The 14,270-nt window shown below is 59.6% G+C and carries 15 protein-coding genes; 6 read left to right on the forward strand and 9 right to left on the reverse strand.

What is annotated here, in order from left to right; translation table 11 throughout:
* Positions 1-204: 204 nt before the first annotated feature.
* Positions 205-1,113 (forward strand): EamA family transporter, encoded by a 909-nt coding sequence (locus tag ACVW0Y_RS21290; protein WP_457441097.1) that lies wholly within the window; start codon positions 205-207, stop codon positions 1,111-1,113.
* 3 nt (positions 1,114-1,116) lie between these two features.
* Here the strand turns inward: ACVW0Y_RS21290 and ACVW0Y_RS21295 are convergent, their stop codons facing one another.
* On the reverse strand, positions 1,117-1,869 hold the full coding sequence (locus tag ACVW0Y_RS21295) for a FadR/GntR family transcriptional regulator (protein WP_457441098.1): 753 nt from the start codon (positions 1,867-1,869) through the stop codon (positions 1,117-1,119).
* Positions 1,870-2,015: 146 nt separating this feature from the next.
* On the opposite strand from ACVW0Y_RS21295, the gene ACVW0Y_RS21300 reads away from it, so the two are divergent.
* Complete coding sequence (locus ACVW0Y_RS21300) at positions 2,016-2,882, forward strand: aldose 1-epimerase (RefSeq protein WP_457441099.1); 867 nt, start codon at positions 2,016-2,018, stop codon at positions 2,880-2,882.
* A gap of 85 nt (positions 2,883-2,967) precedes the next feature.
* Here the strand turns inward: ACVW0Y_RS21300 and ACVW0Y_RS21305 are convergent, their stop codons facing one another.
* On the reverse strand, positions 2,968-3,729 hold the full coding sequence (locus ACVW0Y_RS21305) for an SDR family oxidoreductase (RefSeq protein ID WP_457441100.1): 762 nt from the start codon (positions 3,727-3,729) through the stop codon (positions 2,968-2,970).
* Positions 3,730-3,963: 234 nt separating this feature from the next.
* Between ACVW0Y_RS21305 and ACVW0Y_RS21310 the strand changes: the two genes are divergently transcribed.
* Positions 3,964-4,971, forward strand: a complete 1,008-nt coding sequence (locus ACVW0Y_RS21310) for an NADP-dependent oxidoreductase (RefSeq protein WP_457441101.1) — start codon at positions 3,964-3,966, stop codon at positions 4,969-4,971.
* 63 nt (positions 4,972-5,034) lie between these two features.
* Here ACVW0Y_RS21310 and ACVW0Y_RS21315 read toward each other — a convergent pair whose 3' ends face one another.
* The 4 genes from ACVW0Y_RS21315 to ACVW0Y_RS21330 all read right to left on the reverse strand — a co-directional run bounded on the left by ACVW0Y_RS21315 (position 5,035) and on the right by ACVW0Y_RS21330 (position 8,675).
* Positions 5,035-5,958, reverse strand: coding sequence for a hypothetical protein (locus tag ACVW0Y_RS21315; protein ID WP_457441102.1), 924 nt, complete (start codon positions 5,956-5,958; stop codon positions 5,035-5,037).
* Positions 5,951-6,574: a two-partner secretion domain-containing protein gene (locus tag ACVW0Y_RS21320; RefSeq protein ID WP_457441103.1), complete on the reverse strand. Its 624-nt coding sequence runs from the start codon at positions 6,572-6,574 to the stop codon at positions 5,951-5,953. The genes ACVW0Y_RS21315 and ACVW0Y_RS21320 overlap by 8 nt, the downstream gene beginning before the upstream one ends.
* A gap of 112 nt (positions 6,575-6,686) precedes the next feature.
* Positions 6,687-7,025: a hypothetical protein gene (locus ACVW0Y_RS21325; RefSeq protein WP_457441104.1), complete on the reverse strand. Its 339-nt coding sequence runs from the start codon at positions 7,023-7,025 to the stop codon at positions 6,687-6,689.
* Positions 7,026-7,349: 324 nt separating this feature from the next.
* The gene (locus tag ACVW0Y_RS21330; RefSeq protein ID WP_457441105.1) at positions 7,350-8,675 is read right to left on the reverse strand and encodes a spinster family MFS transporter; all 1,326 of its coding nucleotides are present in this window, start codon (positions 8,673-8,675) and stop codon (positions 7,350-7,352) included.
* A 298-nt stretch (positions 8,676-8,973) separates the two neighbouring features.
* Between ACVW0Y_RS21330 and ACVW0Y_RS21335 the strand changes: the two genes are divergently transcribed.
* Positions 8,974-9,546, forward strand: a complete 573-nt coding sequence (locus ACVW0Y_RS21335) for a PadR family transcriptional regulator (RefSeq protein WP_457441106.1) — start codon at positions 8,974-8,976, stop codon at positions 9,544-9,546.
* A complete protein-coding gene (locus tag ACVW0Y_RS21340) occupies positions 9,543-10,331 on the forward strand; it encodes a siderophore-interacting protein (RefSeq protein ID WP_457441107.1) in 789 nt (262 codons plus the stop codon). Before ACVW0Y_RS21335 ends, ACVW0Y_RS21340 begins: the two co-directional genes overlap by 4 nt.
* Here ACVW0Y_RS21340 and ACVW0Y_RS21345 read toward each other — a convergent pair.
* From ACVW0Y_RS21345 to ACVW0Y_RS21355, 3 genes are all read right to left on the reverse strand, one after another.
* Positions 10,318-11,115 carry a hydroxypyruvate isomerase family protein gene (locus ACVW0Y_RS21345; RefSeq protein ID WP_457441156.1) on the reverse strand — a complete coding sequence of 266 codons (798 nt, stop codon included), beginning with the start codon at positions 11,113-11,115 and terminating at the stop codon, positions 10,318-10,320. The two genes, ACVW0Y_RS21340 and ACVW0Y_RS21345, sit on opposite strands and share 14 nt — an antisense overlap.
* A 14-nt stretch (positions 11,116-11,129) precedes the next feature.
* Positions 11,130-12,020: an NAD(P)-dependent oxidoreductase gene (locus ACVW0Y_RS21350; RefSeq protein ID WP_457441108.1), complete on the reverse strand. Its 891-nt coding sequence runs from the start codon at positions 12,018-12,020 to the stop codon at positions 11,130-11,132.
* A 148-nt stretch (positions 12,021-12,168) separates the two neighbouring features.
* Complete coding sequence (locus ACVW0Y_RS21355) at positions 12,169-12,483, reverse strand: DUF2288 domain-containing protein (protein WP_457441109.1); 315 nt, start codon at positions 12,481-12,483, stop codon at positions 12,169-12,171.
* A gap of 347 nt (positions 12,484-12,830) precedes the next feature.
* Between ACVW0Y_RS21355 and ACVW0Y_RS21360 the strand changes: the two genes are divergently transcribed.
* Positions 12,831-13,943: a branched-chain amino acid ABC transporter substrate-binding protein gene (locus ACVW0Y_RS21360; RefSeq protein ID WP_108096982.1), complete on the forward strand. Its 1,113-nt coding sequence runs from the start codon at positions 12,831-12,833 to the stop codon at positions 13,941-13,943.
* Positions 13,944-14,270 lie beyond the last annotated feature (327 nt).

A 14,270-nucleotide genomic window follows, 5' to 3' on the forward strand; every position in this document is an offset into this window, starting at 1 on the left:
TATCTATCTCCGGGGGGCGGCCGCGGGTCGTTAACTACGCCACCGCCCGCCTGGTTGGAGCGGCTTCAGCCGCGATGCTTGTGATCTCAAGAGCATCGCGGCTGAAGCCGCTCCTACAGGGGAATCTCGAACACTTTAATTTTTCGTAGAAGCAGCATTGGCCGCACCAGTTACATTGGGTGCGGCTTTTTTATAAGGATGGTCATGTCTAGCCCTGCCCCGTTTCCCCGCCATATTGCCGTGCTCACCCTGGCCTTTCTGGCCAGCTGTTTTGCCGGCAACCATATCGCCGCACGCATCGCTTTCGATCATGACACCGGCTTGTTGCTGGCGATTCTCTGTCGCTCCGGGGTCACTACCCTGGTGCTGGCGGGGCTGGTGTGGTGGCGGCGCGACTCGCTGAAACTGCCCAGCGGCGTCTGGCCCTGGCAATTGGCGTTGGGCTTGCTGATCGCCACCCAGAGCTTTTGCGTGTACTCCACGGTGGCGCGGATTCCGGTGGCGCTGGCGCTGCTGATCGTCAATATCGCGCCGATCCTGTTGGTGCTGTTGACCTGGGCCTTGGGCGGTGCGCGGCCAACGCCACGGGCGCTGCTGCTGATGGGGGTGATTCTGTTCGGCCTGGTGTTTGCCCTGGACGTGCCGGCGCGCCTGAATGGCGTGGACGACGGCATCGAATGGGCCGAGGGCGTGCTGTTCGGCATAGGTGCGGCGGCGGTGTTTGCTGTCGCGCTGTGGATCACCGACAACAAACTGTCGGCCATGCCCGGCACCGTGCGCAGCATGCTGACCATGCTGATCGTGTTTTCCAGCGTGGCGGTGGCCGGTGCCAGTGGCGTAATGCCCGGCGGCGTCAGCCTGCCCACGGCCAACGCCGGCTGGCTCGCCCTCGCCTGCCTGGTGGTGCTGTATGGCGTGGCGTTTTCGCTGTTGTTTGTCTGCGTGACGCGCCTGGATATGGCCCGCAACGCCCCGGTGATGAATGTCGAACCGGTGGCCAGCCTGGTGTTTGGCTGGCTGATTCTCGACCAACTATTGAGTGCCGGGCAGATTATCGGCGGGCTGATCGTGGTCAGCGGCATCGTCCTGCTGACGTACCGCAAACGTGGCTGAAGCTCAGCCCTGGTTGACCAGTTGGGCCGCTTCGTGGGCCTGGCGCAGGCGCTCGCGACTGTTGGTCAGGTGCAAGCGCACCGCGGCACGGGCGGCATCGGAATCCTGGCGGGCGATGGCTTCGAAGATCTGCTCATGCTCACGTTCCAGGCGGGCCATGTAATGGCGTTGGTCATCGTGGGCCAGGCGCGCCGAATTGATCCGCGTGCGCGGAATGATGCTGGTGCCCAGGTGACTCATGATGTCGGTGAAATAGCGGTTGCCGGTGGCTTCGGCAATCAGCAGGTGGAACTGGAAGTCCGAGGCCACCGCATCGCCGGTATGGGCGGCGCTTTCACGCAGGGCATCCAGCACATCGCGCATGGCCTGCAGCTGGGCGTCGGTACGGCGTTGGGCCGCCAGGCCGGCGGACTCCACTTCCAGGCTGATACGGAATTCGAGAATGGCCAGCACATCGCGCAGGGTAACGATGGTCGCCGGGTCGATACGAAAGCCGCTGGGGCTCGGCGTATCCAGCACAAAGGTGCCGATGCCATGACGGGTTTCCACCAGCCCCGAAGCCTGCAAGCGCGACAACGCCTCGCGCACCACCGTGCGGCTGACGCCTTGCGCCTCCATGATCGCCGACTCGGTGGGCAGCTTGTCGCCCCGCTTGATCAGGCCGTCGCGAATCTGCTGCGACAGCTCGGTCACCAACTCTTGGGCGAGGCTGCGATGCTTGCGGCGCACACGTGGCTGGGGGCTTGGGATTTCCATGTTGACGGTTATTCTCGGCTAACGGGCAGGCGGCCATCATATCCCAGCGGTTGTACGATGACACCCCTGAGAGCGCAGCAAATCTGCAGCACAACGACATACTCTCGCACCGATGCGTGCCTCACTTCTTACAGGTTGACTGGCCTATGAATGCGCTCACCTTAATCAGTATCGAAGACGCCCTCACCCGCCTGACGGTGGCACCCGCTATCGGCGGCAGCCTGGTGGCCTGGACGCGCCAAAGCGATGGCCTCGACCTGCTGCGCCCGAGCGCGGCCGACGCCGAAGGCCCCCGGCAACTGGCGTGTTACCCGCTGGTGCCTTGGTCCAACCGGATTGCCAATGGCGGGTTCGATTGCCCCGAGGGTTGGCTGGCTCTCAGCCCCAACGCCAGCAATGACCCACTGCCCATTCATGGCAGCGCCTGGCAACAAGCGTGGGCCGTGGTGGAGCACAACGCGTCGAGCCTGGTGCTGCAGCTTGAGAGTCAGGTGCCGTTCGCCTACCGCGCGCAACAACACATTCGCCTCGACAACGGACGTTTGAGCATTGAACTGAAGGTCACCCACTTGGCTGAGCAGCCCTGCTGGCACGGCCTGGGTTTGCACCCCTACCTGCCGCGCACCGCTGCCACCCGGTTGCAGGTGCATGCAGATCAGGTGTGGCTGTGTGACGAGGGGCGGCTGCCAACCGAACTGGCTGCATTGCCGCCGGAATGGAATTTCCGCGAGGCGGCTGCACTGCCCAGTGAACTGGTGGATAACGGTTTTACCGGCTGGGATGGTCAGGCGCTGATCACCCAGGCGGACGCCGGGTACCAGTTGCAAGTGCAGGCCACGGGGAGTGAGTTTTTTCTGCTGTTCTGCCCGCTGGATAAACCGTTTTTTTGCCTGGAGCCGGTGAGCCATCCGGTGAACGCGCACCACCTGCCGGGGCGGCCGGGGTTGCGGTTGTTGGCGCAGGGGGAGACGGCCACTTTAAGCCTTAGCCTGCAGTATCGGGCGCTGGGCTAGCGCTAAAAGCATCGCGGCTGAAGCCGCTCCTACAGGTTGTGGGACCCCGTAGGAGCGGCTTCAGCCGCGATATCTGCAAGCACAATCAAATAGCGGTAGCACCACCATCCACCGCCAACGAATGCCCTGTGGTGAACGCAGCGTTATCGCTGCACAGGTACATCACCGCAGCGGCAATCTCTTCGACTTTACCGATGCGGCCCACCGGGTGCATGGCCGCTACAAAATTGGCCTTGGTCGGATCCGCCTCATGGGCGCGGCGGTACATATCGGTATCGATCACCGCCGGGCAGACAGCGTTGACGCGAATTTTCTTCTTGGCATATTCGATGGCGGCCGACTTGGTCAGACCGATCACCGCATGTTTGGACGCCGCGTAGATGCTCATCTTCGGTGCCGCACCAAGGCCAGCCACCGAGGCAGTGTTAACGATGGCACCGCCACCCTGGGCCATGATCAGCGGCAGTTCGTACTTCATGCACAGCCACACGCCTTTGACGTTGACAGCCATGATGGCGTCGAACTCGGCTTCGTTGCCCTCGGCCACGCGGCCTTTTTCGATTTCGATGCCCGCGTTGTTAAAGGCGTAATCCAGCCGACCATAAGCCTCGATCACACCGGCCATCAGCGCCTGCACTTCAGCGTCCTTGGTCACATCGCAGCGGATAAACGTGGCATCACCACCGGCATCACGAATCAACGCCACAGTGCCCTCACCGCCCGCCACATCGACATCCGACACCACCACCTTGAGGCCTTCGGCGGCGAATGCCTGCGCCGTGGCACGGCCGATGCCGTTGCCTGCACCGGTAACCAGGGCGACCTGGCCGGAGAAAGTCATGCTCATTCCTTTATCCCTCTTTAGTGGTATCGAATTGTTGTGGCGGCCAGTCTAGCCAGCAGCGCCTGGCCCATGTCAGCACTATTAAAGGTCACGAGGAGTAATTATCCAGCGCAGTGATAGAGCCCCGGGCGGTGCCATTTAGCAGATGGATAAGCCTGCATTCCGCTGGTGATCAAACCTTGCCCTTGGGCGGTGAGCGGTCTATCACCACTGTTTCCCTGCCATGAGTGTTTTGCCATGACCACCCAACTCAATCGTCAGTTCCTCCTCGCCCAGCGCCCTGTCGGCCTGCCGAGCCGCGAGACCTTCAGCTACGTGGAAAACCCGGTTGGCGAGCCCGGCCCCGGGCAGATTCTGGTGAAAAACGAATACCTGTCCCTCGACCCGGCCATGCGCGGCTGGATGAACGACGCCAAGTCCTATATCCCGCCAGTGGGCATCGGTGAAGTGATGCGCGCCCTCGGCGTGGGCAAAGTGATCGCCTCGCAGAACGACAAATTTCCGGTCGGCAGCTACGTCAACGGTGCCCTCGGCGTACAGGACTACTTCCTCGGCGAACCCAAAGGCTTCTACGCCGTAGACCCTAAACGCGCACCGCTGCCGCTGTACCTCTCGGCTCTGGGCATGACCGGCATGACCGCCTACTTCGCCTTCCTGGATGTCGGCCAACCGAAAGAAGGCGACACCGTGGTGATTTCCGGTGCAGCCGGTGCGGTGGGCAGCGTGGTCGGGCAGATCGCCAAGATCAAAGGCTGCCGCGTAGTCGGTATCGCCGGCGGCGCGGAAAAATGCCAACTGCTCAAAGACGAACTGGGTTTTGATGGGGTGATCGACTACAAAAACGAAGACCTCCACGCCGGCCTGAAACGCGAATGCCCGAAAGGCGTGGACGTGTACTTTGACAACGTCGGCGGCGACATCCTCGACGCCGTTCTCACCCGCATCGCCCCGAAAGCACGCATCGTCATCTGCGGTGCCATCAGCCAGTACAACAACAAAGAAAACGTCAAAGGCCCGGCCAACTATCTGTCCCTGCTGGTCAATCGCGCCCGCATGGAAGGCTTTGTGGTGATGGACTACGCCAGCCAGTTCGCCGACGCCGCCAAGGAAATGGGCGGCTGGATGGCAGCCGGCAAGCTGAAGAGCAAGGAAGATATCGTCGACGGCCTGGAAACCTTTCCCGAGACCCTGCTGAAGCTGTTTAGCGGCGAGAACTTTGGCAAGTTGGTATTGAAGGTTAGTTAAAAACAGCGGGTATAAAAAAACCTGCTGGCGGTAGTGCCAGCAGGTTTTTATTTACCGCCGGGTTTATGGTTTCTCGACCAGTTGGATATCGTCAGGGCTTGCGGCAGATGCGCCATTATTATCAGCCGGCAACGTTTTCCTTGTTAATTTGCCCACTTCCATCTTCCCGCCCGTTTTTCTCGCTACGCGAGCCACTATATCTTTGACCTCCTCGCGACTGATGGCTTTCTTGTTCTGTTGCAACAGATAAAGCTTGGAGGCAATCGGTGCGGTATATGAATCACCGAAATACTTCCCTTGCGAATACTCCAGCCCTCCATCTGCATTTCTATTAAACACTAGAGCATTATCGGGGTATTTGGCCGCTATGCGAGCGGCTTCTGCCCGCGACTCATTGCTACCCACATCGTCTATCACCACACGGTTGCCATACGCATCCCGCTTATAGCGCGGATCACCCGCTTTGGACGACTTGATTTTTGTATAGGCTGCAGCTGGATCAGCTGCTTTATTGCTACCTAACTCCTCCCAGCGTGGATAGCCTTGGCGCGTTTCCATATCGAAAAATTTCGGACTCAGGTTATAAACCTGAGACTGATCAATTCCCGCCAACTGCTGTAATGTCGGCAACAATTTTCCATTCCGTTTTTGATTTTTGAAATGCCCCCAACCAAACAAACCAATCGTTCCAGGCTCGGTAAAGGCGGGATTTTTTGTTATCTTCAAAGCCATAAATCTATTGCGATAATCAACATCAGCCACAAAGTCATCCGATTCAGGCCGCACATCGAGAAAATGCAGCTTAACCCCCGCCTTCAGCCCGTGAACTATAAGATCATCATCGGGATAAATTGAACCATCGCCCAGCGTTACCGCATGTGCGTCAATGATTGCTTTGAATACATCCATATCTTTTTTTACGCCGTTTACCTTTTGTGTTTTCTCCAGATAATCATCTATAGAGGCGTAACCCTTTTTCTTAGCCAACAACAACGCCTCTTTCCCAAGTAAACGGGAATCCCATGTAGGCCTTTCCAGCAGTAAATTTTTTACCTTGCCATCGGTAATCAGCTGCTTTGGCAATCAGCAAATCAGCCTTGCCACCAAACACCTCCAGAGTGCCCGCCAGGGAGCTGGGTTTATTGCCTGTCACCTCGGTAAGAATCGCCGAGGCCGTCTGCTTGAGGTTGGGGTTAAGCAGCATCGCCCCGCCCAACTGGCTAACGCCATTGACCTGGCTGTTGTTAAACACCACGCCGGGTTGCTGCACATCGAATTCGTTGAAACGGTTATGGGACAGGCCGTTGGCGTTGGGGTTGGCGATGTTGATCACCGGCACGCCGTTGGCGGCATTGCCAAGTGTGGTGCCCGAAGGTTGATTGGTATCCAGCAGGATATCCGCCGCCGCCCAGCCCGGCACCGCGGCTAACAGCAGGGAGAGCGCCAGGCGCTTGAGTGACCAGGTGGGAGTGACGGGAGAAACAACGGCAGGAGAGACAGTTTGTTGTTGCCCTGGCTTGCGCTGCGCGCGAGTGGTCTCAGCGACGGGAATCAGAAAGCCCAGGGATTTACTAAAAATCAGGCGGAAACAATGCTTGTTCATATATATCGTCCGAATCAAATACAGCGCTTAAGTACGCTTAAGCAAAAGGACGGCGACGCCCTTGAATAATTACACTGCGGCTAAACAGAGCCGCTTGCTCTGAAACTTCCGTTTATTTCCTGGAACCTTCGTTGCCCGGATATGCAGGTGGTGATGGCGAATCTTTTTCTGATCCTTTGTTTGACGGCTCCAATATCCGCCGTCGGTTTTCTTCCAACTCACGCCTGATTTTTTCCTGCAGACGAAGTTTGTTCTGTCGGTCGTGTTCTTTATCCAGAGGATTCACGGCGGGAGGGCCGCCCGAGGCGGGTTCACTGGCATTGACCGGCAGCGAAAAAAGCAGCGCTGCGCCGTAAAAGGCATAGCCTGCGAGGGAAAAGTGGAAACAGAGGGAAAGGCAATTCAACAAAATCGGCATTGCGCCGGGACGCTGATTTTTTAGTGAACTCACGACAGCACCATCTCAGGATTTAGTTGGCCGCAAGTTACGCGAACAACCCGGGATGGACGTACACGAACCAACTGTACTATTCGTAAGGGTAATCCCACAAAAACAGGATCAGTCTTTCGTCAATTAAGTCGAACTTTAATAATGGGAAAATTCACACATGAGAAATAGAAAAATAACAGGAAACCATGAACAACGACTTAACAAGAAAAAGAACCTTCAGCACGGATATAAGTACTAAGTTGTATAAGTTTCACGGACACAGACAGCCAACAGCAGAAACACAAAGGCCCGCAAATGCGGGCCTTTGTGTGAGAGCGCACTGCCCTACTCGGCGTTGTCTGCCATGGATTGGCGCATGGCCAGGGCATCCTTGGGTAGATGCCGGCCCGCTTGCAGTAGCGCCAGCAAGGTCAGCAGCATGGCGATCGGAATCAGGTACATGGCGTCATGCAGGCCCACGGCTTTGAACGCTTCGTTCATCTCGGCGGCACCAGCGGCATACATGGCCGAATGGGCGAAGTGGTCAGACAGCCAGCCCACGACCACCGGGCCAAGCCCGCCGCCAAGCAGATACAGACCCGCGAAGAACAGCGCCATGGCGGTGGCCCGCAAGCGCGGCTCGATAACGTCCTGAATCGAGGTGTAAACGCAGGTGTAGAAGTTGTAGGAGAACAGCCAGCCGATACTGAAGATCCCTACGAACAGCGCGATCTCGCCCGCCCCCAGCGTCAGCGCCCAGCCGGTGGCGACCGTAGCGATCAACATCGAGGCCGCGGCCATCAGCAGGCGACCCCGCGGCGATTTCTGATGCGCCTTGTCGGCAAACCAGCCACCGATGGTCAAACCGAACAGACCGGTGACGCCGACGATGATGCCCGTCGCCACCGCCGCCTGGCCCAGGGGCATCAGGAAGTAACGTTGCAGCATCGGCACCATAAAGGAGTTGCAGGCATAGGTGGCGAAGTTGAAGCACAGGCCGGCAACGATCAGCCACCAGAAGGTGCGAATGCTCAGCACCTTGCGCACCGGGCGGTCGACCTTCACCGCCGCCACTTGCACCACCTCGGCGGCACCGCGCTGCGGTTCGCGGATCAGAAACATAAACAGGGCGAGGATCATGCCCGGCACGGCGGCGATAAAGAACGGCGCGCGCCAGCTGCCAAAGGCTTCGACCATCGCGCCGATGGTGAAGAACGCCAGCAGCAGGCCCAGCGGCAGGCCGAGCATAAAGATGCCCATGGCGCGGGCGCGTTTGTTGGCGGGGAACAGATCGCCGATCAGCGAGTTGGCCGCCGGCGCATAGCTGGCTTCGCCGATACCGACGCCCATGCGCACCAGCAGAAAGCTCCAGAAGCCAGTGACAAAACCGTTGATGGCGGTCAGGCCGCTCCAGGCCATCAAGCCCCAGCCCATGATCTTACGCCGCGAACCGGTATCGGCCATGCGCCCCAGAGGTACGCCGGCAATCGCATAGATGATGGTGAACGCAGTACCGACCAGACCGAGCTGCAGGTCGCTCAGGCTCCACTCATGGCGCAGGGGTTCGATGATGATCGCGGGAATGCTGCGATCAAAAAAGTTGAACAGGTTGGCGAGGAACAGCAAGAACAAGACACGCCAAGCATTGGCCGCCTGAGTAGCACTGGTCATAAAGGGTTCTCTTTTGTTGTTCTTATGAAGCCGGCCGGCCTCTACAGAAAACTGTAGGACAAGGCACCAGGGGGCAATCTAGAGCCTTCGGCTGTTTGTGTCTGTGAATATTCGTAAACCTTATGTAACTCGATATTGGGTAGGGCTTCGGCTTCCGGGGCATCGGCCATGCGGCGTTGAAACCCTTGGACGGGGTTAAGGCAAAGCGCAATGTTGAGACCGTTTGTCATTTGAGCTTGCGTGAACGTAAAGATATATCTTAAGTTATATCTTAGATAACCAAGACGAGAGCCAAACGATGCGAGACCACCATCACTATCACCACCATCACCCCCATATGCGCGAAACCGATGAATTCGAACGCCGCCCCGGCGGGCGTGGCGGGCGCGGGCCACGGGTGTTTGCCCCGGGCGATCTGAAATTGCTGCTGTTGGCGTTGATCGCCGAGCAGCCTAGCCACGGCTATGACCTGATCCGCCGGATCGAAGATCTGTTCGAAGGCGCTTATGCGCCCAGCCCCGGCGTGATCTACCCGACCCTGACCTTTCTGGAAGAAAGCGACCTGATCGCCAGCGAGACCAATGCCGGCAAAAAGCTCTATAGCGTGACCCTCACCGGTGAGGCTTCGCTGGCCGAGCAACAGGTGGCGCTGCAAGGTTTGAAAGTGCGCATGGATGTCAGCAAGCGCTCCCTGCGCGGCCACGACCGCCCTGCGGAAATCCACGAGGCGGTGCACAACCTGCGCCATGCCTTGCAACTGCACCACGGTCAGTGGAGCGAGGCGGAAATCATCCGCGTGCGCGACCTGCTGAATGCCGCCGCCACCGCCATCGCCACCGGCCCCCTCGCGGCCAAGGAGACAGAGCAATGAATACAGCCAATACCCAAGGCATCCACCGCGTTATGCATGAAATCAAGCGCCGCCGGCTGCAGGTGCTGCGGGTCACCGATATCACCCCACATATGCGCCGCGTCACCCTCGGCGGGCCTGAGCTCGCCGGCTTTACCAGCCTGGGCGCCGATGACCATATCAAGTGTTTCTTCGCGCAAAACGCCGCAGAGCAAGCGGCATTGGAAAGCATGCAGTTTGGTGGCAAGGGCAACGACGACGACCCTAAACCGGCCATGCGCGACTACACGCCGCGCCGCTATGACGCTGCGCTGAACGAACTGGATATCGACTTCGTGCTGCACGGCGACGGCCCGGCATCGACCTGGGCAGAACAGGCGAAACCTGGCCAACACTTCTATATAGGCGGCCCACGCGGCTCGATGATCGTGCCGGATATCTTTGACAGCTACCTGCTGATCGGCGATGAAACCGCCCTGCCCGCCATCGCCCGCCGTCTGGAAGAGCTGCCCGCCGGCCGTCAGGTACTGGCGTTGATCGAAGTGCCAAATGCCGCCGAGCAGCAAAGCCTGCAGAGCGCCGCGAGTGTCGAGGTGCAGTGGCTGCACCGCGAGGCTGGGCAGAATTTGCTCAGCGCGGTGAAAGCCCTCAATGGTCTGCCGAGCGGTTCGCTGTACACCTGGGTGGCTACCGAGTCGGCGACCTCGCGGCGCATTCGGCGCGTGCTGCTGGACGACTTCGGCGTCAACGAGGACTTCTTCAAAGCCGCCGGCTACTGGAAGCTCGACGAGACTAGCGAGGACTGATCCACCCGGCATCCCGCCATTCGGCCAGCCAGCCCAGGGATTCCTGGGTATTGGCGGTGGGCCGATATTCCGCCGCCAACCAGCCGCTGTAGCCTCCCGCTTGCAATGCCCGCAGCGCGCCAGCGAAGTCCACCGTCCCGGTCCCGGGCTGATGACGGCCTGGGCAATCGGCAAACTGCACATGGCCAATCTTGCCCGCCAGCGCGGCAATTGCCTGGGGCAGGTCCAGACCCTGGCGCGCCATATGGTAGAGATCCAGTTGCGCGGCAAAATTCGCGTGGTCCACCGCCGCGATCAGCGCCAGCAGATGCTCCGGGGTATTGATCAGAAAGCCCGGCATATCCAGCGGGTTGATCGCCTCACTCAGCACCTTGATACCCAACGGCTGAAAAGCCTCGGCCGTCTGCCGCACATTGCCGACCAGAGTGGCCAGCGCCTGTTCGCGGCTGACGCCTTCAACCAAGCGTCCCGGCAGCACATTGACGAACTGCGGGCGCACCATCGCGGCGTAGGTCAGGGCTTCCTGCAGCGCCTGATCGAACTGCGCCTGACGTGCGGGCACCGCTGCCAGGCCAGGGCCACCACCGGCCAGATCCGGCGCGGCGATATTCAGTAGCACCAGCGGCAGGCCGGCGGCGGCCAGTGCTTCCTTGAACTGGATGGCCGGCACCTCGTAGGGGTACTGCACCTCCACCGCGGAAAAACCGGCCGCGGCCGCCGCGACAATGCGCTGCAGCAACGGCAGTTCGGTAAACAGAAGGGAAATATTGGCGACCACTTTCAGCGCGGTAGCGGCCATCAGTGTTTCTCCCGGTAAAGCTCGACCAAGGTGGCCGGGTCGCGCTCAAGATTGCCGGTATTGCTGCCGTGCAGGCGCATCAGCTGTGCGGCAAGGGCGCTGACCGGGGTGCTGGAATCATGTTCACGAGCCAGTTTCACCGCGGTATCCAGGTCCTTGAGCAAGGTCCGCACATGCCATTTGATCGGTTCGAAATGGCTCTCGGCCATTTGCGGCGCGAGGATCTGCAGCGGTTTGGAGTCGGCAAAACCACCGGCCAGGGCGGGTGCCAGCAGACTGGCATCGACGCCGGACTTTTCCGCCAGAGCCACCACTTCGGCGATCACCAGGGCGTTGCAGGCGACGATCATCTGGTTGCACACCTTGGTCACCTGGCCGGCACCCACCGCACCCATGCGCGTCAGGCGTTGGCCGAGGTTCATCAGCATCGGTCGCACCTGCTCGATGTCATCTTCACGACCGCCGGCCATGATCGCCAAGGTACCGCCTTGTGCACCCGCCACACCACCGGACACCGGCGTATCCAGCCAATGCATGCCGCTGCGGCTTTCCAGCTCGGCAGCCATTTCGCGGGTGGCTGCCGGTTCCAGGCTGGAAAAATCCACCAGCAGCTGACCAGCTTTCGCCCCTTCCACCACACCGTGCTCACCGAACACCACCTTGCGTACTACGCGGGTGTCGGCCAGGCACAGCATCACCACATCGGCATGGGCGCACAGTTCAGCGGGGGTCGCCACCTGGCGGGCACCGGCGGCTACCAGCGGCGCGCATTTTTCCGGCGAGCGATTCCACACGGTCAGCGGATAGCCGGCGGCCAACAGGCGCTGGCACATGGGCAGGCCCATCAGGCCGATACCGGCGAAAGCAATAGAAGGAAGGGCGGCGTTCATCGAAGGCTCCATACACATCAGAATGACGCCATCTTAGCCCCCAACGCCGATTCGTAGGAGCGGCTACAGCCGCGATGGGCCTGGCCTGAAAACGCCACCGGCTCAAAAGCATCGCGGCTGAAGCCGCTCCTATGGACGGGGGTTGCGCTTAGGGGCGCTCTTGAATCAATACCCACGGCGCTACCACCACCGCCCACAACTGCGGGTCACGGGCCAGCAGGTCTTCAGCCAGGGCGGCTTCGACTTTGCTGATGGACTGTTCACCCAGCCACTGGCCAACCTGACTACCGTTGTCTTCAGCCACGGCGATGGCCACTTCCACCAGGTCCATGCCCGGCGTCACCCACAGCAACGCGCCACGGGCGAAGAACGGTTGCAGCTCCTGCCAGGTGATGGCGGCGGTTTCGCCGAGCAGCTTCGCGTACAGAGGATTGGCGTACAGGGGGTTGGTAGCGTCGGTCATCGCGGGCTCTTTGTTCGACAAAATGTAAAAGGTGGTCCAACGTTGGGGCGGCCATGATAGCGGTGCCTGGCGGCGAAACAAGCGCCGCCTGAGGTTCAGGCCGGCAGTGGCGGTACGCCGTTTTTCTATACATTTATTTCGATTTAGCGACATTGCTTACAGACGACATCAGTCGCCGCTTTTCAAGGCCCAAATCGGCACTCTAAACTCCGCCGTTAAAGTTGCCAGGGATTATGGCCGGGGGTTCGTCCCGGTTCAGCAACTGAAGACCAGCAGGGCATGAACCATCTGCGCACCTCGCGCGAGTGGGTCTTATAAAAAAACGAAAAACATAAGAGTGGAGCACTATGAACAAGGCTACTAAGCAACTGTTTGCTGCCATGGCTATGGCCGGCGTCGCCAGCTATTCACTAGCAGCTGACACCATCAAGATCGGCCTGGCCGGCCCGGTTACCGGCGCTGTCGCTCAATACGGCGAGATGCAATTCATCGGTGCCAAAATGGCCATCGAACAAATCAACAAAGCTGGCGGTGTAAACGGCCAGCAACTCGAAGGCGTGGTGTACGACGACGCTTGCGACCCGAAACAAGCCGTGGCCGTAGCCAACAAGATCGTCAACGACGAAGTGAAATTCGTGGTTGGCCACCTGTGCTCCAGCTCCACTCAGCCGGCTTCCGACATCTACGAAGATGAAGGCATCCTGATGATCACCGCGGCTTCCACCAGCCCGGAAATCACCGCTCGTGGCTACCAACTGGTATTCCGCACCATCGGTCTGGACAGCCTGCAGGGCCCGACCGCCGGCAACTTCATTGCCGACCACATCAAGCCGAAAACCGTTGCCGTGATCCACGACAAGCAGCAATACGGCGAAGGCATCGCTACCGCGGTCAAGCAGACCCTGGAAGCCAAAGGCGTGAAAGTCGCTCTGTTCGAAGGCATCAACGCCGGCGACAAAGACTTCTCGGCGATGATCTCCAAACTGAAACAAGCCAACGTCGACTTCGTTTACTACGGCGGCTACCACCCGGAACTCGGTCTGCTGCTGCGTCAGTCGGCTGAGAAAGGCCTGAAAGTCCGTTACATGGGCCCGGAAGGCGTGGGTAACAAAGAGCTGTCGGCCATCGCTGGCCCGGCTTCCGAAGGCCTGCTGGTAACCCTGCCGAAGTCGTTCGACCAGGACCCGAAAAACCAGGCGCTGGTTGAAGCCTTCAAAGCCAAGAAAGAAGACCCGAGCGGTCCTTTCGTGTTCCCGGCTTACGCCGCGGTACAAGTGATTGCCGAAGGCATCAAGAAAGCCGGTGACACCGACACTGCCAAGGTTGCTGCCGCCCTGCGCGCCAACACCTTCGCTACTCCGACTGGCGACCTGAGCTTCGACGCCAAAGGCGACCTGAAAGACTTCAGCTTTGTGGTCTATGACTGGCACGCTGACGGCACCAAAACCGAAGCCAAGTAAGTTTCGAGCCGCAACCCGAAGCCCACTGCATTTGCAGTGGGCTTTGTTTTAAGAGGTAAACGGGTCCACGCTCAGCCATAAGCGACGAGCTGTGCCCACGCGAAAACTTTCAAAACCCCATTCCCAAGCTATATAGCAAGGCAGACCGGCCCAGCAGGTCTGAACGGCGCGAGCCGGCCCCGTGAGGGGCGAAGCACATGGCGTGCTTCGTGATGGAAGCGATTGCCCCCCTGTTCTGCTGCAAACCACAGCTGACAGTACCCGCCCCGGCGGGATGCAGGCCCTGCATGACGCAATTGACGACCTGACGCTGCTATCGAGCCGTGC

The organism is Pseudomonas sp. TE3786 (genome assembly GCF_054057335.1).

Coding starts and splice junctions, on each gene's coding strand:
- ACVW0Y_RS21310 (WP_457441101.1), top strand. CDS start 3,964: ATGACCACCCAACTCAATCGTCAGTTCCTCCTCGCCCAGCGCCCTGTC.
- ACVW0Y_RS21340 (WP_457441107.1), top strand. CDS start 9,543: ATGAATACAGCCAATACCCAAGGCATCCACCGCGTTATGCATGAAATC.
- ACVW0Y_RS21335 (WP_457441106.1), top strand. CDS start 8,974: ATGCGAGACCACCATCACTATCACCACCATCACCCCCATATGCGCGAA.
- ACVW0Y_RS21355 (WP_457441109.1), bottom strand. CDS start 12,483: ATGACCGACGCTACCAACCCCCTGTACGCCAATCCTCTGTACGCGAAG.
- ACVW0Y_RS21305 (WP_457441100.1), bottom strand. CDS start 3,729: ATGAGCATGACTTTCTCCGGCCAGGTCGCCCTGGTTACCGGTGCAGGC.
- ACVW0Y_RS21350 (WP_457441108.1), bottom strand. CDS start 12,020: ATGAACGCCGCCCTTCCTTCTATTGCTTTCGCCGGTATCGGCCTGATG.
- ACVW0Y_RS21295 (WP_457441098.1), bottom strand. CDS start 1,869: ATGGAAATCCCAAGCCCCCAGCCACGTGTGCGCCGCAAGCATCGCAGC.
- ACVW0Y_RS21320 (WP_457441103.1), bottom strand. CDS start 6,574: ATGAACAAGCATTGTTTCCGCCTGATTTTTAGTAAATCCCTGGGCTTT.
- ACVW0Y_RS21360 (WP_108096982.1), top strand. CDS start 12,831: ATGAACAAGGCTACTAAGCAACTGTTTGCTGCCATGGCTATGGCCGGC.
- ACVW0Y_RS21300 (WP_457441099.1), top strand. CDS start 2,016: ATGAATGCGCTCACCTTAATCAGTATCGAAGACGCCCTCACCCGCCTG.
- ACVW0Y_RS21290 (WP_457441097.1), top strand. CDS start 205: ATGTCTAGCCCTGCCCCGTTTCCCCGCCATATTGCCGTGCTCACCCTG.
- ACVW0Y_RS21330 (WP_457441105.1), bottom strand. CDS start 8,675: ATGACCAGTGCTACTCAGGCGGCCAATGCTTGGCGTGTCTTGTTCTTG.